At 31.7% G+C, this 20,007-nt stretch carries 23 protein-coding genes; 18 read left to right on the top strand and 5 right to left on the bottom strand.

Features of this window, described 5'->3' with window-relative positions; translation table 11 throughout:
• Positions 1–51 precede the first annotated feature (51 nt).
• From TTHE_RS10705 to TTHE_RS10645, 17 genes are all read left to right on the top strand, one after another.
• Positions 52–861, top strand: a complete 810-nt coding sequence (locus tag TTHE_RS10705; protein WP_231292648.1) for a sensor histidine kinase — start codon at positions 52–54, stop codon at positions 859–861.
• 183 nt (positions 862–1,044) lie between these two features.
• Positions 1,045–1,188 (top strand): hypothetical protein, encoded by a 144-nt coding sequence (locus tag TTHE_RS14225; protein ID WP_155812177.1) that lies wholly within the window; start codon positions 1,045–1,047, stop codon positions 1,186–1,188.
• Between the two features lie 118 nt (positions 1,189–1,306).
• Complete coding sequence (locus tag TTHE_RS10700; protein WP_013298587.1) at positions 1,307–2,113, top strand: Asp23/Gls24 family envelope stress response protein; 807 nt, start codon at positions 1,307–1,309, stop codon at positions 2,111–2,113.
• A gap of 135 nt (positions 2,114–2,248) precedes the next feature.
• Positions 2,249–3,145 (top strand): DNA-3-methyladenine glycosylase family protein, encoded by an 897-nt coding sequence (locus TTHE_RS10695; RefSeq protein WP_041587474.1) that lies wholly within the window; start codon positions 2,249–2,251, stop codon positions 3,143–3,145.
• Positions 3,146–3,832, top strand: coding sequence for a DUF554 domain-containing protein (locus TTHE_RS10690; RefSeq protein WP_013298585.1), 687 nt, complete (start codon positions 3,146–3,148; stop codon positions 3,830–3,832). It abuts the gene before it with no gap.
• Between the two features lie 35 nt (positions 3,833–3,867).
• Complete coding sequence (locus TTHE_RS10685) at positions 3,868–4,284, top strand: HutP family protein (protein WP_013298584.1); 417 nt, start codon at positions 3,868–3,870, stop codon at positions 4,282–4,284.
• 353 nt (positions 4,285–4,637) lie between these two features.
• Positions 4,638–4,781 carry a hypothetical protein gene (locus tag TTHE_RS14405; protein WP_013298583.1) on the top strand — a complete coding sequence of 48 codons (144 nt, stop codon included), beginning with the start codon at positions 4,638–4,640 and terminating at the stop codon, positions 4,779–4,781.
• 228 nt (positions 4,782–5,009) lie between these two features.
• The gene (locus TTHE_RS10680; protein ID WP_041587473.1) at positions 5,010–5,945 is read left to right on the top strand and encodes a radical SAM protein; all 936 of its coding nucleotides are present in this window, start codon (positions 5,010–5,012) and stop codon (positions 5,943–5,945) included.
• A gap of 14 nt (positions 5,946–5,959) precedes the next feature.
• A complete protein-coding gene (locus TTHE_RS14025) occupies positions 5,960–6,301 on the top strand; it encodes an SPASM domain-containing protein (RefSeq protein ID WP_196793621.1) in 342 nt (113 codons plus the stop codon).
• Between the two features lie 4 nt (positions 6,302–6,305).
• The gene (locus tag TTHE_RS14400; protein ID WP_013298582.1) at positions 6,306–6,470 is read left to right on the top strand and encodes a hypothetical protein; all 165 of its coding nucleotides are present in this window, start codon (positions 6,306–6,308) and stop codon (positions 6,468–6,470) included.
• A gap of 225 nt (positions 6,471–6,695) precedes the next feature.
• On the top strand, positions 6,696–7,523 hold the full coding sequence (locus TTHE_RS14925; RefSeq protein ID WP_013298581.1) for a CPBP family intramembrane glutamic endopeptidase: 828 nt from the start codon (positions 6,696–6,698) through the stop codon (positions 7,521–7,523).
• A gap of 35 nt (positions 7,524–7,558) precedes the next feature.
• On the top strand, positions 7,559–7,792 hold the full coding sequence (locus TTHE_RS10670; RefSeq protein WP_013298580.1) for a hypothetical protein: 234 nt from the start codon (positions 7,559–7,561) through the stop codon (positions 7,790–7,792).
• A 77-nt stretch (positions 7,793–7,869) separates the two neighbouring features.
• Positions 7,870–9,300: an IS21 family transposase gene (gene istA / locus TTHE_RS10665; RefSeq protein ID WP_013298579.1), complete on the top strand. Its 1,431-nt coding sequence runs from the start codon at positions 7,870–7,872 to the stop codon at positions 9,298–9,300.
• 36 nt (positions 9,301–9,336) lie between these two features.
• Positions 9,337–10,083 (top strand): IS21-like element helper ATPase IstB, encoded by a 747-nt coding sequence (gene istB, locus TTHE_RS10660; RefSeq protein WP_013297222.1) that lies wholly within the window; start codon positions 9,337–9,339, stop codon positions 10,081–10,083.
• A gap of 269 nt (positions 10,084–10,352) precedes the next feature.
• Positions 10,353–10,880: a CPBP family intramembrane glutamic endopeptidase gene (locus tag TTHE_RS10655; protein WP_231292647.1), complete on the top strand. Its 528-nt coding sequence runs from the start codon at positions 10,353–10,355 to the stop codon at positions 10,878–10,880.
• 78 nt (positions 10,881–10,958) lie between these two features.
• Positions 10,959–12,608 (top strand): ABC transporter ATP-binding protein, encoded by a 1,650-nt coding sequence (locus tag TTHE_RS10650; RefSeq protein ID WP_013298577.1) that lies wholly within the window; start codon positions 10,959–10,961, stop codon positions 12,606–12,608.
• A gap of 103 nt (positions 12,609–12,711) precedes the next feature.
• Entirely contained in the window at positions 12,712–14,028 is a 1,317-nt protein-coding gene (locus TTHE_RS10645; RefSeq protein WP_013298576.1) for a helix-turn-helix transcriptional regulator, read from the top strand.
• A 29-nt stretch (positions 14,029–14,057) separates the two neighbouring features.
• Here the strand turns inward: TTHE_RS10645 and TTHE_RS10640 are convergent, their stop codons facing one another.
• The 5 genes from TTHE_RS10640 to TTHE_RS10620 all read right to left on the bottom strand — a co-directional run bounded on the left by TTHE_RS10640 (position 14,058) and on the right by TTHE_RS10620 (position 18,650).
• On the bottom strand, positions 14,058–14,759 hold the full coding sequence (locus TTHE_RS10640; protein ID WP_013298575.1) for an ABC transporter ATP-binding protein: 702 nt from the start codon (positions 14,757–14,759) through the stop codon (positions 14,058–14,060).
• 3 nt (positions 14,760–14,762) lie between these two features.
• Positions 14,763–15,563 (bottom strand): ABC transporter ATP-binding protein, encoded by an 801-nt coding sequence (locus tag TTHE_RS10635; RefSeq protein ID WP_013298574.1) that lies wholly within the window; start codon positions 15,561–15,563, stop codon positions 14,763–14,765.
• A complete protein-coding gene (locus TTHE_RS10630; RefSeq protein WP_013298573.1) occupies positions 15,544–16,500 on the bottom strand; it encodes a branched-chain amino acid ABC transporter permease in 957 nt (318 codons plus the stop codon). Before TTHE_RS10630 ends, TTHE_RS10635 begins: the two co-directional genes overlap by 20 nt.
• Positions 16,501–16,509: 9 nt before the next feature.
• The gene (locus tag TTHE_RS10625; RefSeq protein WP_013298572.1) at positions 16,510–17,394 is read right to left on the bottom strand and encodes a branched-chain amino acid ABC transporter permease; all 885 of its coding nucleotides are present in this window, start codon (positions 17,392–17,394) and stop codon (positions 16,510–16,512) included.
• Between the two features lie 77 nt (positions 17,395–17,471).
• Positions 17,472–18,650 (bottom strand): ABC transporter substrate-binding protein, encoded by a 1,179-nt coding sequence (locus TTHE_RS10620; RefSeq protein ID WP_013298571.1) that lies wholly within the window; start codon positions 18,648–18,650, stop codon positions 17,472–17,474.
• A 353-nt stretch (positions 18,651–19,003) separates the two neighbouring features.
• Here TTHE_RS10620 and TTHE_RS10615 point away from each other — a divergent pair, with 353 nt between their 5' ends.
• Positions 19,004–19,993: an ABC transporter substrate-binding protein gene (locus TTHE_RS10615; protein ID WP_013298570.1), complete on the top strand. Its 990-nt coding sequence runs from the start codon at positions 19,004–19,006 to the stop codon at positions 19,991–19,993.
• Positions 19,994–20,007 lie beyond the last annotated feature (14 nt).

The following is a 20,007-nucleotide window of genomic DNA, read 5'->3' as shown; positions in this document are numbered from 1 at the left end:
GTGAAAACCATGATAAGAAAAAGTTTAAACAAAATAATAGCAATATTTTTTATGTACATGATTTTTATAACGTTTATGTTCAACAATAGCATGTATTATCAGCAGAAAATTATTATACCGGCTGATTTTGAATTGTTTTTATTTTTTACGATTGTAGTTATAAATGTCTTGGTTTTTACGATTATAAGGATGATTTATATAAATGGGGAAAATGAGTATCAATACATTATAAATGATTTTAAACTAAGATTTATAGAAGAACAAAACAACTTATACAGAAAGAATAAACATGAATTGAGAAATAAGATTTTAGTTTTATACGAATTGATAAGACAGATGAAGTATGAAGATGCCGAAGAGTTTTTAATGACTTATATAGATGATATAAATAACAGCCTTATAAAAGTAGATACTGGAAACGATATAATAGATCTGCTTTTATATTCAAAAATAAGCGCTGCTATAGAGAAAAATATTTCGGTGAACTTTATATGTACTGTGGATTTAAAATACTCGAAAAAAGTAACAAATGATATTTGTTCAGTTTTAGGAAACTTGTTAGATAACGCCATTGAAGAATGTGATAGGTTAAAAAATAATAAGCGAATAGAAATAATGCTTAAAAGCGATCCAGTTGACTACATCTTTATAGTGAAAAACACATGTGGTGAAATTAGTGAAGATGTAAAAAGAAATATTTTAAGTGGTGGCTTTACAACAAAAGGTGATGGAAGAGGAACTGGATTATCTATTGTTAAAGATATAGTATATAGCTATAATGGTGATATTAACATAAAGATTGATGATAAATATTTTGATGTAACAGTTGAAATACCATCTTATAAATTAAATGAGAAATAATCATTTTTGTTCCTGAAGATAACATTTTAATTCCTATGTCCACATTTTTTTATAAAAAGGTATATAATTTAGATGAAAGCACAAATATCATTTTAGATATGCTAAAACATTATAGTCCACTTATATATTTTTAACATTCAAATTTTCATTTTTACTGTTTTTATGCGAAGGTGAGGTGAAAGCATGGATATGCAGTTAACTGTAATCGCCTCCAGTTTAGTCATTCTAATATTCATAATAACATTTTCTAAAAGCAACATAGATATGGAATTTGCAGTTAAATTTCTACAGACCTTGATAAAGCTAAGTATAAAAAAGAAGAGATAAAATAAATTATTGTTATAATTTTTGTCACAAGAGTTGTCTTGAAATTCTTATTGAAAAACGTAATAATTGCCGTATAATATATCCTATAGTCATTATTTTAATTTTTGGAGGGTATCAATTGAAAGTATATTCTTTTGTCGGTGCTAGTGGAAGTGGTAAAAGCCATCATGCATCTTTTGTCGCAGGAAAATATGGCATAAAGTATATCATTGATGATGGGCTTTTGATATGCGAAAACAGGATTGTGTCAGGATTTTCGGCAAAAAGGGAAAAGACGAAGCTTAAAGCTATAAGGAGAGCAATATTTACAGAAGAAGAACATGTAAAAGAGGTAAAAAAATCGTTGGATGAACTTAAACCGGACAAAATATTGATAATTGGAACATCAGATAAAATGGTGGATAGGATTGCTGAAAGGCTATCGCTGCCGCCTGTGTCAGAGAGAATTTATATAGAAAATATTTTATCACCTGAAGAAATAGAGGTGGCCAGAAAAAAAAGGTATGAAGAAGGAAAGCATGTAATACCAGTGCCAACATTTGAGGTTAAAAAACATTTTTCAGGATATTTTATAGACCCACTGAGGATATTTCGGCGCAAAGAGATGGATTTTGAAAAGACGGTAGTAAGGCCATATTACAGTTATCTTGGTAAATATACAATATCTGAAAATGTGATTAACAGCATTGTAGTTAACGAGGCAAAAAAATTTGATGGCATTTATAAAATAAATAAAGTTATAACAGAGAACTACCCTGAAGGGATAATAATAAAAATAGAGATTGTCATGGTACATGGCACACCTATAAACAGCGTTTTAAGAGGAGCTATAAAGAAGATAAAAAGTGTCGTTGAATACATGACGTCTTTAAATGTGCTGGACATAAAAATTCATGTAAAGGCACTTTATATTAGCAATAATTAAAAAATGCATAGAATAAGAAATATTGATAAAGGCAAATAAGCCTTTTTTTTATCTTCAAAAAATTATATAATATTTGTAGAGGTCAGTAAATATTATGTAGTAAGGAAGTAAAAAACCTATATGTGGGTGAGGAGAATGAGATATTTAGTAGAAATGTCCGGTTCTAAGGTTATAGTGCATGGAATCAAGGATTTTAACCTTAAAGAGACATTAGAATGTGGACAATGTTTCAGATGGAATGAAGAAGATGATGGAAGTTATACGGGGGTTGCGTTTGACAGGGTAATAAATGTAAAATTAGATGGAGATATATTGACGATTGATAATACCACTTTGGCAGATTTTAATGATATATGGTATGACTATTTTGACTTAGGGAGAGACTATGGAAAAATCAAAGAAGCCCTTTCGCAAGATGAAATCTTAAGAGCGGCTATAAAGTACGGTGAAGGTATAAGGATTTTAAGACAGGATACGTGGGAGACACTCATATCCTTCATAATATCTCAAAATAACAGAATACCTCAGATAAAAAAAGTCATAGAAAATTTAAGCAGGGCATTTGGGCATCCTATCGTATATAAAAATAAGACTTATTATACATTTCCAAAAGTGCAGGACATAATAATGGCAGATGAAGAATCATTAAATAACAGCAAGTGCGGATTTAGATCAAAGTATATAATTGATGCGGCTTTAAAAGTATTTAATGACGAAATCAATCTTTTTGAGCTGCAGCTTTACGATACACACGAAGTAAGAAATATACTTATGAGCATAAGAGGAGTTGGGCCTAAAGTTGCAGACTGTGTAATTCTTTATTCAATCGGAAGATATGAAGCATTTCCAACAGATGTGTGGATAAAGCGCGTTGTTGAGTTTTTATACCTTAAAAGAAAGACAAATAATGCAGATGTACAAAGTTTTGCCAAAGAGAAGTTTGGAGATTTGTCTGGTTTTGCTCAGCAGTATCTATTTAACTATGCAAAAGACCATGTTTCAAAAGATATATTTAGAGAGAGGAAAAATTAAATGATAGGAACGCTGGTTAATGCAGCTTCTATAGTTGCAGGAAGTATTGCAGGTACTTTATTTAAGATTGGTATTCCTGAGAGAGTAAAAACAACAGTTATGCATGCCATATCTTTAAGTGTATTGATAATAGGATTTGATAGTGCCTTAAAATTTAAAAATTTACTGCTTGTGATAATAAGTTTGAGTATAGGCGGTATTTTAGGTGAAATATTAGATATTGAGAAAAAGCTTAATGAGTTTGGAAATTTTTTAGAAAGAAGATTAGCGAGAAGTAGTGAAAATAAGATAAGCGAAGGCTTTGTTACAGCAAGCCTCATATACTGTGTTGGTGCGATGGCGATTGTGGGCGCATTGAAAGACGGTTTGCAGGGAGACCACAGTATTTTATTTGCTAAGTCTATGCTTGACGGCATATCATCTATAATATTTGCATCGACATTAGGGATAGGCGTCATGATATCATCCATTAGCGTCCTTGTGTATCAAGGTTTCATAACTATATGCGCATCGATCCTTAAAGACTTGCTGACTGCTAACGTGATTGCGGACATGTCTGCCATTGGGGGTGTTTTGATAATAGGCATATCATTAAATATGCTGAATTTGACGAAAATAAAGATTGGGAATCTGCTTCCGTCAATATTTATACCTATTGTATACGAAACAATACTAAAGATATTTTAAATGATGAAGGAGGTGCCCTTTAAGGGGCTGTTAGTATGAAAGAAATAAGAAGCATAGATGTTGCAAGAGTAGCCATAAGGATGGCCATGTCAAGGAGAGAGGATGAAGCTTTGTTAAAGGAAGAGTATGGAAAGGAAGGCATCAAGGTAGCTGCAGTAGATTATGGCGGTGAATACATTAACTCAATTTCAAAGATAATAGAGAGGGCAGTTGTAGCGGCAAAAAGAGAAGGTGTTGTGGAGGATAACCATGTGGGTGAAGGCGCTGTTGCAGGTGCAACACATGAAGCCATAATGCAGATAAAAGATAAAGCTATGGGGCTTAATATAGGTGGCAAAATTGGGATAGCATTTTATGGTGAGCATTTGTGCGTCTGTGCATTTTTTGCTGTTGGAATGTTAAATTTAAATGAAGTTGCCATTGGATTAGGGCATAGATCTCTTAAGTATTGAAAATTGTAAGTATCCGTGTTTGTGATACAATCTACATAGTGTAGATGCAAATAATAAAATTGCTACATTAGAGATCCACGAAAAAATCTCTTCAAATTTAAGAAAAAATCGTAGGTTATAAGAAAGCCTACGATTTTGTTATTTCATACGAAAGTTACGCAAATCATTGGTTTACAAGCATTTTTGCTTTGTTAAAATTAATTTTTGATTTATCAGATTTGATGTTTTTGAACGTTCAAAATATGAGATATCTTTTAAAAATGAAATAAAATTTTAAAAATATATTGCATTTTGTTTTTATAAGTGATATTATAATAAACAAATAGAAAATTTTAGTCGGAGGGGGATGTCAAATGAACAGTAAATTGAAAATATTGATTTTATCTATAATGATGTTCATGTCTTTAGTGCTAATATTTTATATACACCCATTGGAGGATCCACCAGCTTTAACATTGAATAATTCAATTGTTTGTAATGGTTATGACATATTATAGTGCTACAAACAACACTAATATATGTGATTGAAAAGAATTTGATACTAATTACTTTTTAAGAAATAGAAATGAACTATGTACGACTATTTAATACTAAAATAGATTAATGAATAATTACCAAAGTGACTTGGCTAAATTTTAAGCTAAAATCATTTATGAATATCAATACAACTCCTTGTTTAAAAATCAAAATTATAAATGAATTTATACGAGTGAGGAGAATAATAAATGAAACCATCAAGATTTACAATTGAACTTGATATTGATGGAAGTAAATATTTATATAATTCGCTAAGTAATGCTTATGCGAAAATTGATGAAGACCATTATGAAACATATTTAAAAATTAAGAATAATGATACTGATTATGACGAAAAAATGTCGATAGACTTATATAATGGTGGATTTGTCATTAATGATAATGAAGATGAAATTGGATATATGAATTTTTTTGAAAAAGTTATGAGATATGGAAGTAGTTCATTAGGCTTGACTATAGCCCCTACATTGCAATGCAATTTCAGATGTAAATATTGTTATGAAATACACGAAAATTTATTTATGTCTGATGATGTACAAAAATTATTGATTGAATTTGTTACTAAAAATATAAGTAGGTATAAAAATATTTCAGTCTCTTGGTATGGTGGTGAGCCATTATTAGCTCTATCTATTATAAGGGATTTATCCAAAAGATTAATAAAAATTGCAGAAGCAAATAATGTTATATATGAGTCAGGAATAATATCAAATGGTTATTTATTGACAAAAAGTGTAGCTCAAATATTAAAAGATGAATGTAAAATTAGCAGTGTGCAGATAACATTAGATGGGATAAGAGAGATTCATGATATTAATAGACCGTTAGAAAATGGTCAAGGTACATTTGATGTTATCTTTCAAAATTTAAGAAATATAATAGAAATTTTAAATGTATCCATCAGAATTAATATTTCGAAAGATAATTATCAACAATTATTTCAATTATTAGATATACTGAACGATGAAGGGATTTTAGATAAGATTCATATTTATATAGCTCCGGTTTCGAGTGTAGAAAATACTGAAAGTAAAAAAATTCAATACATGTGTCTTAACAAAAGTGATTTTGCAGACATTGAAATAGAATTTATAAAATATTTAATAGAAAAAAAGTTAATATAAATCATTTTTATCCATTGTACAAACCTGTTGTATGTAGTTCGATTTCAAGTAATTCATTTGTAATAGACCCAGAAGGATATTTATATAAATGCTGGAATGTAGTATGTAACAAATCGTTTTCTATAGGCAATTTGAAGGATGGAATTAAGTTTAAGCAAAAAGAATTTTTGGAATGGGCAAATTGGGAGTTACCAGACAGATGCTTGAAATGTGAAATTATGCCGATATGTCAAAGCAGTTGTCCGTATAACACATTTTATAATAATGAATGCAGCACTATTAAGTATAATATAATAAATTTATTAAAATTATTTAAAGATTATCACCAATTTAAAGATATTAGTGGAAGGAGGTGAAATTATGGAGTATATTATGAAACCAAATGATATTGTTAAGCCAGAATCGGTACAGCCAAGTCCTGGTGGAGGTTGTTCTGTCTATTATTGTCCGCTAGATTGGGTAGACGGTGGTATTGGCAGTGGTGATTGTACTTTTTGTGGTTCTTGGTGTGCATACAGAGGATAATTGAGAAAATTTAAAGATTTAACAAAGTATTATTGTTTATAAATAAAGCGGAATAAAAGAGTCCTGAAAAAGTGTCAATTTATAGTTTTGCCATACAATGCATAGATATTAATATCTAAAATAATATCGCATATTGTATAGCAACTCAAAGATTAACTATTTTTTCAGTGCACTCGAATAAATTCCGTATTTTTTTAAATTAGACTGAATAATGAGGTGAAATATATGTTTAAAAAATTTAATATTTTAATTTTAATATTTTTTATTTTTGTCATGGCTTTATATTTTTATCAATTTATAATGATATATTTATTTGAAGGTATATATTATTTTTTTAATATTAGAAATAATGATCCATTAGTTATGACAAGTAGTAATTTAGTTTACAATTTTATTACGGAAATTTTGTTGTTAATTTTAGCTTTATTTCTACTAAAAAAATTTAATTATACAAAATATATTAAGACGTCTTTTAAATCTATAATCAAAGCATTCATATTTATGTCATTATCGCTGACATTTACTAAGTATATACTAGATATATTTAAAATATATAATATTTTTTTGTTGACCGATTTTAAGAATATTATTGCAAGTTGGAACAAGATAGACTATATTGTTGCAATATCACAAATGATTTTATTTATTTTAGTTGCTTTAACAGAAGAATATTTATATAGAGTCACTCTTTATTTTAAAATATCTGAAATATTAAATTTAAAAAGCAACGTCTTAAAAATAGTATTTAGTATAATATTAACAAATATTTTATTCTCGATTGCCCATTATCCTATACGTCATTATAATTTTTCTAAACTTTTTGAAATATTTATAACAGGTATCTATTTCAGTTATCTTTTTTTACGAACTGGCAATATATACTTAGCTTGTATGATGCATTTTTGTTTTGACTTTCCGATTTTAACAACAGTTAATATCGGATATTATTATGAGGAAATCATTCTTTTAATAATTTCGATTATGTTAATAGAAAGTTATTATATGGTTAAACACTATTATCTTAGACTATTTAGCAGATACGAACAGAGTTAGCCATATTATTTTTATGAAGATATGGAGGATTTGATATGATAAAAGGAAAAGAATTAACAAAAATAATTTTAACAGTTTGTGCTTTTATCGCAATAGTATTTTCAATTATATACATAATGAAAATTTTCATCTTAAAATATAATAACTTATATTTAACAACAATGACGAATTATGGAATACAGCTTTTGATGCTAGTTATTGCATTATATTTGTTAAATAAATTTGTATATGCTAATATAAAAGTGAGCCAAAAAGTGGCTCTGTGCTAACGAAAAAGTGATCCACTTTTCATAAAAAACCTGTAAAATTTATTATACAAGATAAATTTTACAGGAGGTTGGAAGGTGTGATTATCGACGTGAATTTATACCAAAAGATTAGAGAAATGTATACAGTACATCAAATGTCTCAAAGGGCTATAGCAAGGGAATTAAAAATTTCAAGGAATACTGTAAGAAAATACTGCAAAGGTGACAATGTTCCTTGGGAGAGAAAAGAATATTCCCGTGAGCCTGATGTCTTAACTCCTGATGTTATGGACTTTATCAGACAGTGCATTAAAGAAGATGAAGCAGAAGGAATAAAAAAACAACGACATACAGCCAGAAGAATATATCATCGTCTAGTAGAAGAAAAAGGGTTTAAAGGTGGAGAATCCACAGTAAGATTGGCTGTACAACAACTTAAAGATGAGATGCCAAAAGCATTCATCCCACTTCAATTCGACCCTGGAGAAGCAGCACAAGTAGATTGGGGTGAAGCTACTGTGTACCTTGACAACAAAAAAGTTTCTATAAATCTTTTCTGTATGCGACTCTGCTATAGTTGTGATATTTTTGTAATGGCATTTTATCGCCAAAATGAAGAATCATTTTTAGAAGGCAATGTAAAAGCATTTGAACATTTTGGTGGTGTGCCACACAAACTAATCTTTGACAATGCGAGAGTTGCAGTAAAGGAAGGTTTTGGAACTCATGCCAAGCCTCAAGCCCGTTATCAAGCATTGAGTGCACATTATGCATTTAAAATGGAATTCTGCAATCCAAGCAAAGGAAATGAAAAGGGATTGGTAGAAAATCTGGTAGGCTGGGTAAGACGCAACATTTTAGTTCCTGTCCCAAGAGTAAAGGATATTGATGAATTAAATCAGATTCTTATGACAAACTGTTTGAAATACCGTTCCCATCAGATACGCGGCCATGAACAGACAGTCGGCCAAATGTATGAAATAGACAAATCATTATTATACTCACTTCCTAAATATGTATTTGATTCGAGCAAAAGCATATCAGTCAGTGTAGACGAGTATTCAACAGTGCGCTTTGATAGAAACAATTATTCAGTACCAGTAAAATATGTAGGCAAAAATGTCAGTATCAAAGCATATGGGAATATATTAACCATCTTTTATCGTGGACAGGAAATTGCTAAACATAACAGAAGCTATGGTTCCAACAAAACAACTTACAAACTAGAACATTACATAGATCTATTAGAACGAAAACCCAGAGCTGTATTCAATGCGAAGCCCGTAAAGGACCATGTAAAACAAGAATTATTAGAGTGGGGACAAACACTTCCGGGTGGAGCAAAAGACATGGTAAAAGTTCTGAGACTTTGTGTAGACTACGGTTCAGACAAGCTTCTAGAGATAAAAAAGCAAATTCCAGCAGGTGTTACACCTACTGTTGATTTAATCCGCAGTTATCTAATAAAGCACAGCATACCAGAAAAAGTACACAAAAATTATAGACACAGTAAATGTAGAAGAAGTTGATTTAAGTATATACGATAGACAATACGGGGTGGCACAATGAGTGAAATAAATGTAGCTAAAGAAACAATAAAACTTTATGCCAAACAGCTGAAACTGCCTACTTTTGCACAATACACAAGTATTATTAAACGCATGGATAGCAATATGGGATATGAGGAATTTCTCATAGAATTAATGAAAAAAGAAGTAGCTTCCAGGCAAGAAAATCAGCAAAAGCGTCGCATACACAAAGCGGGATTTCCTTACCTGAAAACCCTTGACGAATTTGATTATACCAGACTCAAATACGTCGAACAAGCCTTTATATGGGAACTTGCCACATGTGAATTTATATCCAAGCGTCAAAATGTCATTATGATAGGAAACACTGGCACAGGCAAAACTCATATTTCAATAGGCTTAGGGCTAAAGGCTTGTAAAGAGGGGCATAACGTAAAATTCTATACCGTTGCAAATCTTGTAACAGAACTTACAGAAGCACAAGAGTACAAAAAGCTTCTAAAACTTGAAAAACAGCTAGAAAAAGTGGACCTGTTAATTCTAGATGAACTATCATATCTATGTTTTAATAGGAACCAAGCTGATTTATTATTCAGGATAATTTCGGATCGTAGTGAAAAAGGAAGTGTAATAGTATCTACGAACCTTGAATTTTCAAGATGGACAGAAATGTTTGAGAATACTACTATGGTTGCAGCATTAGTAGATCGTCTAACCTTCCGTTCACATGTATTAAATATGAATGGAGAATCTTTCAGGCGTGATAATTCGCAAATAGAGTAGATTATTATCCGCTCAGATGGTCACTTTGCAAATACCGATTTTAGTAATTATTTTTAAAAGAACACGTATCAACCATGGGAAAAGTCCTTTAGTAATGGCTCAAAAATTCATTAGCACATGGATCACTTTTCAATAGCAAAAGTGGTTCAAAATTCATTAGCATGTGGCTCAAATTTCTATTGACATTCACAAATAAATTTAACTATATAAAATATATAAAGTTTTCCTTAAAATCTTTTTTCGAATTGGTTGTCTATACAACGTTGCTTATGATTCTTATAATAGTATTATCAAATGCATTTCATATTGGACATTATTTTGTATGGAATACTGGAAACTTCGTGACGATATTATTTCAAAATTTTTATTTTGTTCTTGTAGCATTAGAAGAGGAATATTTATTTAGGATAGTGCTTTATTATAAAGTTTTGGAAACAATTGTTTTGAAGAATAAAGCTTTAAAAGTAATAATTGCTATACTTCTGACAAATGCAATATTTTCGATATCACATTTTCCCATAACGTATTTAGTACATCATGGAAATATGAATATAACATACTTTTTAAATGTATTTATTTCAGGTATTTTTGCAAGTTATTTATATTTACGTACGGGGAATATATATATCGCATCTGCCATGCATTTCATAGGAGATGCTAGGATTATAAGAATTTATACTTATAACAGATTGCCTATTTATGCATATTTTATAGACAATATGATGGTGATTTCTGTTATAATAATTGAAATATACAATATTTGCAAGTATTTTTACAATAAAAAAATCTATGAATAAAAAATTTCAATTTAAAGTAATTGCTTTTTGAGTTTTAAAAAGTTTATTTATATTGCGAGAAAGGAAAGACACGTTATTATGAAAAAAGGTGATTTTAAGTACATATTTAAAATCATAAAGCCATTTATAGCTAAAGAGATTATTGGATTTTTAGTGATCATAATATCGACTGTTTTATCTCTGGCTAAACCATTTGTAATAAAATTAATCATTGATAATTCTATAGCACAAAAGAATGTACATAATTTGATTATATTTAATCTAATATTTTTTACAATATTTATTTTAGTAACATTATTAGGAATAATCCAAAATTATATTTTTACATTTATTGGGCAGAAGTTGTTGTATAATTTAAGGATGAAATTGTATGAAACAGTGATAAATCAAAGAATCACATTTTTTAACGAAAAACAGACAGGTGAGATAATGTCTAGAATATTAAATGAACTGCCAAACGTAGTAAACTTATTTTCAGCAACGTTTATAAATATTATCACTCAGGTTGTTACATTGATAGTAACATTTTCCATTATGTATATTTTAAATAAACAAATAACATTGATTTCAATGATAGTAACGCCGTTTATTTTTATATTGTTTAGATATTATAACCCTATATTTAGGAAAATCAATATGGACTTCATGCACATATATGCTAAAATTAATAATGTCTTACAAGAAAATATTTCTAACATAAAATTATTGAAATATACAAAAACATATAAGTATTCCAAAAGAAGATTTTCAGTTGTGATGCATCAATATATAGATAAAACGTATGAAAATCTTTATATACAAAGCATAAGCAACTCGATTCTTTCATTTTTATTTTTTATACCATCGATGGTATTGCTATTATATGGCGGTATGCTAGTAATACAAGGGAAATTAACAATAGGCAGTATTGTAGCCTTATCATCGTATTTAAACCAACTTTTTCAGCCGATACAATCATTGGCAAATATAAACATAGATTTACAGAAATCTTTAGCAGCTTTTAGAAGATATAGGGAGATTGCTGATATAAATACCGAAATAGATGATATTTCACGTATGGAGAAAAGAAATGTAAATAAGATAAAAATAAAAAATATAACCTTTGGGTACAACGAGAAAAACGACATAATAAGTAATTTATCATGTGAATTTCATAAAGGACAGGAAATAAGAATAACTGGTGCTAACGGAAGGGGAAAGACCACATTAATTGATATAATATGCGGACTTTTGAAACCAAAGGATGGAATGGTTTTATATGATGATTTAAATATTGATAACATTAAAAATACATCAATGAAAAAATTGATTGGTATAATACCTCAGGATACATATCTTTTTAATGATACAATTAAGAACAATATTAAATTGGGAAGAGACATAGACGATAATGAAATAATTTCATTGGCAAATAAATTAGGATTTAATGATATTATTGATGGTGAAAAAGTAAATCTAAATCTCATGCTTGCAAATAATGGAGAAAACTTATCGGGTGGTCAAAGGAGAAAAATAACTATATTAAGAGGATTAATACATGATCCTCAAATAATAATACTTGATGAAGCAATGACATTTTTAGATGAAGAGTCAAAAAGGAATTTATGCAAATACATAGAAGAGGTAAGAGCAAATAAGATAATCATATTGATATCCCATGAAGACGTACCATATATTGATGTTGACTTTGAATTAGAGATTGAGTATGAATTATTAAAATATATTTGATTTGTTAAAGGGTAAATAATAGTCTTTAGAAGTCATTTATTGTATAATAGATATTAATTTAAGACTTAAGACAGTATATAAAGAAGGAAAGTGGGAAATTTATATGGAATTTTTAACTCAAGGTGAAAGACTAAAGAAAATCAGAAAAATGCTTAAGATGAAACAAAGAGAACTACAGGATAAAAATATTACAAGAGGTTTTATAAGCATGATTGAAAGCGGTAGAAGCACTATGAGCAAAGAAACAGCTTCTGCCATTGCAAAGAAACTTAATAAAAGAGCCAAAGAAATTGGCATAAATCTAAACATAGATGGTAAATACCTTTTAATGACACCTGCTGAAGAAGCCGAATACTATTGTATCCAAAAATTAAAAGAGATTAACAATGAAGATGATTTAAGCAAAGTAAATGAATTACTTGAAATTGCAGAAAAATACGGAAGAAATCGAGTAAACGCACTAATTGACATTAAAATTGGCGACATAATGTATAATGCAAATAAATATATAGATGCAATACTAAACTACAACAAGGCTCTTGAACTATTGATGATGTATGGATTCAAGGAACAAATACCATACGTTTATAACATGTTGGGCGTTTGCAAGATGAATATAACTGATTATGCAGAGTCAATATTTTACTTTGATAAAGCCATGAGTTTTGCTGATGAAACAAACGATAAAAGTATAAGAAATAAAGCGATTTATAATACTTCATTATGCTATAAACACATTGGCAAATATGATGTTGCAATAGAATATGTTGAGAAATTTCTTAAAGATTGTAATAAATCCGATGAACTTATTAACTATATTTATGCAAGTTCTATAAAAGCCAATTGCTTTAGAGCGATGGGCCTTCTTGAAAAATCTATAGACGTATATAAAAATTTATTAAACGATGTTATTGATGAAAATTCTTTAGCAGGATTAATTTACAGCAATATTGGCGAAATTTACGCAGATATAAATGATTATGAAAAGTCTTTAGAGTATTTTGATAAAGCAGAGAAAATAAGGCGCAGCAAAGATGAAAAATTATTGTCCCATACACTTATTGAAAAAGCCAATGTGTTATTTAAAATGGGAAATATCAAAAAATCTATAAGTCTCATGGAAGAAGGCATTTCGATAGCTAATAAAAACAATGACATAGAATACATCATAATGGGAAATTATAGATTGGCTGATATCTATAAGCAATTAAACGATAGAGAAAAAGCAATAAACACATACAACAAAATATTAGAAATTGCCAAAAATATAAACAGCATAAAAGAATTGCTAAAAGTCCATATAAAGTTATCCATATTGTATTTAAAAGATGATAATGTAGACAAGTGTAAAAATCATTTGAGTGAGGCTGATAAAATTATAAGCGGGTCCGTGGATAAAATTCCTGAAATACACCATTAAAATAGGAGGTTAAGGGTAAATACATACCCTTATCCTCCTAAGTATGACTTTTTAACCCTTTCATCGTTTTTTAAGACAGATGCAGCACCTTCAAGAGAGATATTTCCTGTTTCAAGGACGTATGCCCTATCTGCAATAGATAGTGCCATTTTAGCGTTTTGTTCTACTAAAAGGATGGTTGTGCCGTCTTCATTTATATTTTTTATTGTCTTGAATATGTCTTGTACTACAATCGGCGCAAGTCCCATCGATGGTTCGTCTAATAAAAGCATTTTTGGCTTTGCCATCAATGCTCTTCCTATGGCCAGCATTTGCTGCTCTCCTCCGCTTAAAGTACCGGCAATCTGCTTATGTCTTTCCTGAAGGCGGGGGAATAGATGGAAAACTTTTTCCATATCGCTTTTTACAGTTTTGTCTTTCCTGAGATATGCTCCCATCTCAAGGTTTTCCATCACAGTCATGTTGGCAAATATTCTTCTTCCTTCTGGCACTTGGCAGATGCCCATATCCACTATATTTTGGGCAGGTTTTTTCGTTATGTCTACATCGTCGAATTTGATGTAGCCTTTTTTTGGCTTCAATATGCCTGATATTGTCATTAAAGTAGTGCTTTTACCTGCGCCGTTTGCACCAATTATAGTCACGATCTCACCATCATTGACTTTTAGGTTTATGCCTTTTAAAGCATTAACCATACCATATGATACATTTAGATTTTTTATCTCTAACATATTTTAAGCACCTCCTTCTATTGATAAAATTTCTTTTTCATCAATGTCTTCTTCTCCAAGGTACGCTGCTATTACTTCTGGGTTTCTCTTGATTTCGTCTGGTGTGCCATGTGCGATTATTTTCCCATAGTTCATGACGTATATGTCTTCACATAGGTCCATCACCAGCGACATATCGTGCTCAATTAAGAGTATTGTTATGTCAAATTTGTCTCTTATGAATCTGATTGTGTCTGTAAGCTCTTTTGTTTCTTGAGGATTCATTCCTGCTGCAGGTTCATCGAGAAGTAAAAGCTTTGGCTTTGTTGCCAGTGCTCTTGCTATTTCAAGTCTTCTCTGCTCACCGTATGGCAGATTTTTAGCAAGATTGTAGGCGTGTTTATCAAGATTGAAGATTTTAAGTAAATTCATTGCCTCTATATTCTGCGATTTTTCTCCATCTAAGTATTTTTTGTACTGCAGAAAGGAGCTAAAAAGTCCGTATTGTACATGAATGTGCTGGGCTATTTTGACATTGTCAAGCACAGTTAAGTTCTTAAATAATCGTATGTTTTGAAAAGTCCTTGCTATGCCAAGCTTCGTGTTGTTGTACGGCTTTTGAGATATGCTTTTTCCATCAAATATCACTTTCCCTGATGTTGGTTTGTATATTCCTGTTATTATATTGAATACTGTTGATTTTCCTGCACCATTAGGTCCTATAAGACCTGTAAGAGAGCCTTTTTCCAGTTCTATATTGACATCTATCAAGGCCTTTATACCGCCGAAATCTATAGAAAGATCTTTAATTGAGAGTAAACTCATTGCTTTTCTCTCCTTTCTTAAATAATTTTTTGAGAGAAAATTCTTTTGTACCCATCAATCCTTCCGGTCTGAATAACATTACAACAATTAAGAGGAGTGAGTATATTACCATTCTTAAGGCAGCATAATCCTGCAAGAGTGCGTATACGAATGTGAGGAAAATTGCTGATAGGATAGATCCTGTTATGCTTCCAAGTCCTCCTAATACAACCATTGTCAAGATATCGAATGACTTCATGAAGTTGAATGTTTCTGGCTGTATGATGTAAAAGTTGTGAGCGTAAAGTGCACCGCCTATTCCTGCAAAGAATGCACCTATTGTAAATGCCAATGTCTTATAGAAAGTTGTGTTTATGCCCATTGATTCGGCTGCTGTCTCGTCTTCTCTAATTGCAACACAGCATCTGCCGTAGCTGGAATTTATGAAGTTTCTGATTAATACAATAGTTATGACTGCCATCCAGAATACCCATGTCCAGTTTGTGTACTTTGGAATACCGGAAAGGCCGCTCGCTCCACCGACGTATTCGGTGTTTAGAAAGATTACCCTGATTATTTCTCCGAATCCAAGAGTTGTTATAGCAAGATAGTCACCTTTTAATCTCAATGATGGGATACCTATCAATATTCCAGCTATACCTGCTGCTATGCCACCTACTAATATAGCCAGAGGAAACGGCAATCCTAGCTTGTAAGTTATGATGGCAGATGTATATGCACCGATTGACATAAATCCTGCATGACCAAGTGAAAATTGTCCTGTAAAGCCATTGATAAGGTTAAGGCTTACAGCAAGTATTATATTTATGCCCATAAGAACTATGTTTATTTCGTAATAATCGTTCAATATACTTGTTGACAGCAAGATTTGTATTATACCGTAAATGGCGAATAGTCCTATAAAAATCAGCAATCTGTTTTTCAATATTTGCTTCAACTGTACCACCTACACTTTCTCTCTTACATTTTTGCCAAATAGTCCTGTTGGTTTAATCAGTAGTATGATTATGAGTATTGCAAATGAAACACCGTCCCTGTATAATGAGCTGCCGTAACCGGAAACAAGTGCTTCTATGACACCCATCAAAAGGCCTCCTACCATAGCACCGGGGATTATTCCTATTCCGCCTAAGACTGCTGCGATGAATGCTTTTAAGCCTGGCATGATGCCCATTAGGGGATCTATTGAGTTGTAGTATATGCCAACTAAGACACCTGCAACAGCAGCAAGGGCAGATCCTATTGCAAATGTAAATGAAACGGTCCTATCTACATTTACCCCCATAAGTTTTGCCGCATCTGCGTCAGTTGACACAGCTCTCATAGCTTTCCCAATCTTTGTCTTGTAGATTATTATCTGCAGTCCAACCATCATGATTATAGATACGACAAATATGACAATTTGCTGATTGGATATTGTGATTATTCCATTGAAAAATGAGTACATGTGCTGCTTGAAGATCTGAGGATATGTCCTGACTTGCGGTGATAAGAGGATTATGCCTCCGTTTTCAAGCAAAAGTGAGACACCTATGGCTGTAATCAATATTGAGATTTTTGATTTATCCCTTAATGGCCTGTATGCGACTCGCTCTATTGTCACACCTAGTATAAGGCTTACTAACATTGCCAATAGGAGAGATGGTATAAATCCAAGGTGAAAGTAAGTGGATGCAAAGAATCCTGTAAAGGCACCTACCATGTATATATCACCGTGAGCGAAATTTATTAATTTCATTATGCCGTAAACCATAGTATATCCAAGGGCGATAAGTGCGTATATACTTCCTAAAGATAAACCATTTATAAGCTGCTCAATAAATGTCTTCATAAATATCACCTCAAGTTAAAATGTATTAAAAGAACATAAGCGGCCACTATGTGACCGCATTGCCGTGTTTTACAAATTTATTCAGCACTTATTTTTTTCTTAAGTGTTTGTTTGCCGTCCTTCAATTCTATGATTACTGTTTGCTTTATAGGATTGTGCTGTGCATCTATTGAAATAGTTCCAGTTACACCTTTAAAATTTTTGAGATTTGCCAAGGCATCAGTTATCTTTGCAGGATCAGTTGAATTAGCATCTTTTATTGCCTGTACTAACATGCCTGCTGAATCATATGCAAGTGCTGCAAAAGCATCCGGTTCTGTGCCGTAAGCTGCCTTATATTTCTTTATAAAATCTTGCACTATTGGATCAGGGTCTGTTGATATAAAGTGATTGCTGTAATAAACGTTGTTTAGTGCAGAAGCACCAGCTATCTTTAATAGATCAGGAGAATCCCAGCCATCTCCACCAAGCAAAGGTACTTCTATACCCATTTCTCTTGCTTGTTTAGCTATCTTTGCCGTATCTTGATAATATCCCGGTATAAATATGACATCGGCATTTATACCTTTTATTTTTGTAAGCGTCGATTTGAAATCCTGATCTCCTGCTACATATGCTTCCTGGTCGATTACTTTCCCACCAAGCTTTTCAAACTGCTCTTTGAAGCTTTTTGCAAGGCCTTTACTGTAGTCACTCTTATTATCAATATATATTACAGCAGTTTTTGCATTAAGGTCTTTTGCCGCAAATTCTCCCATAACTTTGCCTTGATATGGGTCTGTATAACACGCTCTAAAAATTTCACTTTTTACTTTGTTTGTGTTGGTATCAACAGTGACATCTAAAGACGTGCCTGACGGGGTTATAAGCGGTATGTTTTTGCTTAACGCAATTGACGAAGCCGCTTTAGTATTGCCTGTTGTAGCTGGTCCTAATATTGCCACAACATTGTTTTCTACAATAAGTTTTGTAGCTTGGTTTATTGATTCATCCGACGCAGATTTGTTATCAGCTTTTATTAGGTTGATTTGCTTGCCGAGAACACCGCCATTTTTATTGATGTTATCTATATACAATTTTACTGCATTGTATTCGGATGTGCCATAAGAAGCAACTTGTCCGGTGAGTTCAAAAAGGGCGCCCACATTGATTTTGCTGCTGCTGGTTGCGCTGGTGTTTTTCGTGCATCCGGAAAATAAAGAAATCAGCATTACACCGATTAAGAGTAAAGACAACTTTTTGAGCCTTTTTCTCATAAGACATCCTCCCATTTTCAAAAATAAATAAAATTTTAATATAATTTTTCTCTACCGGTAGTAAAAATAAAAACATACTGCCAATAAATTTACTATAATTATACTTTAAATTCATTATTCACTTCAAGATTATTTATTTTAAGCCATATTCAAATTTTCTAATAAATATTACAAAAAACTTTTATTGACTAATAAATGTTTTTATCATACTATTTTATTAAATAAATGAAAAATTTATCATAAGCGAAATTTGTGAGCGTTGATAAATTTTTCATATTATTAATCGCTATAGAAATTTAGCATGGTAGCATGGTAGTATGTCTTTTTGTTGCCATGTAACGGGAGGAGTTTCAATGAGAAGATTTATCTTTGTTTTGGCAGCTTTTTTTATTTTCTCAGTTGTTCTATCTGGCTGTGGAAGTAGAACAATATCAAGTGGCAGTACGGAAAAGATGATAACAATCGGTATTACGCAGATTGTGGAACATCCAGCACTTGATAGTGCTAGAGAAGGGTTTATAAAAGCTTTAAAAGACAATGGTTATGTAGAAGGAAAGAATGTTACATTTATCCAAGAAAATGCACAGGGGGATATGTCGACAGCCCAGACTATAGCAAAGAAATTTGTCGATAAAAATGTGGATTTAATATTTTCTATAGCTACTCCTACAACACAAGCGGTTAAAAAAGCAACTTCAACTATTCCAATCGTGTTTACTGCTGTTACAGATCCTGTAGCTGCTGGTCTTGTAAAATCATTTGATAAACCTGGCGGAAATGTAACGGGAACGTCTGATATGGAGCCTATAAATGATCAACTTAAGTTAATAAAAGATTTAGTGCCAGGTGCAAAGAGAATAGGCATTATATACAATGCAGGAGAAGTCAACTCTACTGTACAGGTAAAGATTGCAAAGGATGATGCTGCCTCACTCGGATACAGCATAGTAGAAGCGACTGTGTCCAACAGCAGCGAAGTAAATCAGGCAGCACAATCACTCGTAGGGAAGGTGGATGCTATCTGGCTTCCAACTGATAATACAGTAGCTTCGTCCGTTGCAGCTATAATAAAGGTAGCCAACTCTGCGAAAATACCCGTTGTGGCAGCAGAAAAGGGAATGGTAGAAGGAGGTTCACTGGCGACGCTGGGTATTAGCTATAGTGATCTTGGCTATCAGGCCGGCTCGATGGCTATTAAAATTTTAAAAGGCGAAAAACCGGCAAACATAAAAGTGGAAACTGCAAAAAATTTGCAGCTTATTATCAATCAGAAAGAAGCAGATGCAATAGGCCTTAAAATTCCGGATTCGATAATGAAAAAGGCTCAAGAGGTTATCAAATAGATATAAAATTGGAG

Origin of the sequence: Thermoanaerobacterium thermosaccharolyticum DSM 571, from assembly GCF_000145615.1 — a bacterium.
Classification (GTDB): domain Bacteria; phylum Bacillota; class Thermoanaerobacteria; order Thermoanaerobacterales; family Thermoanaerobacteraceae; genus Thermoanaerobacterium; species Thermoanaerobacterium thermosaccharolyticum.
This window is presented reverse-complemented; position numbering and strand designations above follow the sequence as displayed.

Bases quoted from the DNA above. Each gene is read 5' to 3' on its own strand.
- TTHE_RS14225 (WP_155812177.1), top strand. From the start codon at position 1,045: ATGGATATGCAGTTAACTGTAATCGCCTCCAGTTTAGTCATTCTAATA.
- TTHE_RS10615 (WP_013298570.1), top strand. From the start codon at position 19,004: ATGAGAAGATTTATCTTTGTTTTGGCAGCTTTTTTTATTTTCTCAGTT.
- TTHE_RS14925 (WP_013298581.1), top strand. From the start codon at position 6,696: ATGTTTAAAAAATTTAATATTTTAATTTTAATATTTTTTATTTTTGTC.
- TTHE_RS10690 (WP_013298585.1), top strand. From the start codon at position 3,146: ATGATAGGAACGCTGGTTAATGCAGCTTCTATAGTTGCAGGAAGTATT.
- TTHE_RS10625 (WP_013298572.1), bottom strand. From the start codon at position 17,394: ATGAAGACATTTATTGAGCAGCTTATAAATGGTTTATCTTTAGGAAGT.
- TTHE_RS10680 (WP_041587473.1), top strand. From the start codon at position 5,010: ATGAAACCATCAAGATTTACAATTGAACTTGATATTGATGGAAGTAAA.
- TTHE_RS14405 (WP_013298583.1), top strand. From the start codon at position 4,638: ATGAACAGTAAATTGAAAATATTGATTTTATCTATAATGATGTTCATG.
- TTHE_RS10685 (WP_013298584.1), top strand. From the start codon at position 3,868: ATGAAAGAAATAAGAAGCATAGATGTTGCAAGAGTAGCCATAAGGATG.
- TTHE_RS10695 (WP_041587474.1), top strand. From the start codon at position 2,249: ATGAGATATTTAGTAGAAATGTCCGGTTCTAAGGTTATAGTGCATGGA.
- TTHE_RS14400 (WP_013298582.1), top strand. From the start codon at position 6,306: ATGGAGTATATTATGAAACCAAATGATATTGTTAAGCCAGAATCGGTA.
- TTHE_RS10705 (WP_231292648.1), top strand. From the start codon at position 52: ATGTACATGATTTTTATAACGTTTATGTTCAACAATAGCATGTATTAT.
- TTHE_RS10650 (WP_013298577.1), top strand. From the start codon at position 10,959: ATGAAAAAAGGTGATTTTAAGTACATATTTAAAATCATAAAGCCATTT.
- istB (WP_013297222.1), top strand. From the start codon at position 9,337: ATGAGTGAAATAAATGTAGCTAAAGAAACAATAAAACTTTATGCCAAA.
- TTHE_RS10635 (WP_013298574.1), bottom strand. From the start codon at position 15,563: ATGAGTTTACTCTCAATTAAAGATCTTTCTATAGATTTCGGCGGTATA.
- TTHE_RS10640 (WP_013298575.1), bottom strand. From the start codon at position 14,759: ATGTTAGAGATAAAAAATCTAAATGTATCATATGGTATGGTTAATGCT.
- TTHE_RS10670 (WP_013298580.1), top strand. From the start codon at position 7,559: ATGATAAAAGGAAAAGAATTAACAAAAATAATTTTAACAGTTTGTGCT.
- TTHE_RS10620 (WP_013298571.1), bottom strand. From the start codon at position 18,650: ATGAGAAAAAGGCTCAAAAAGTTGTCTTTACTCTTAATCGGTGTAATG.
- TTHE_RS10655 (WP_231292647.1), top strand. From the start codon at position 10,353: ATGATTCTTATAATAGTATTATCAAATGCATTTCATATTGGACATTAT.
- TTHE_RS10645 (WP_013298576.1), top strand. From the start codon at position 12,712: ATGGAATTTTTAACTCAAGGTGAAAGACTAAAGAAAATCAGAAAAATG.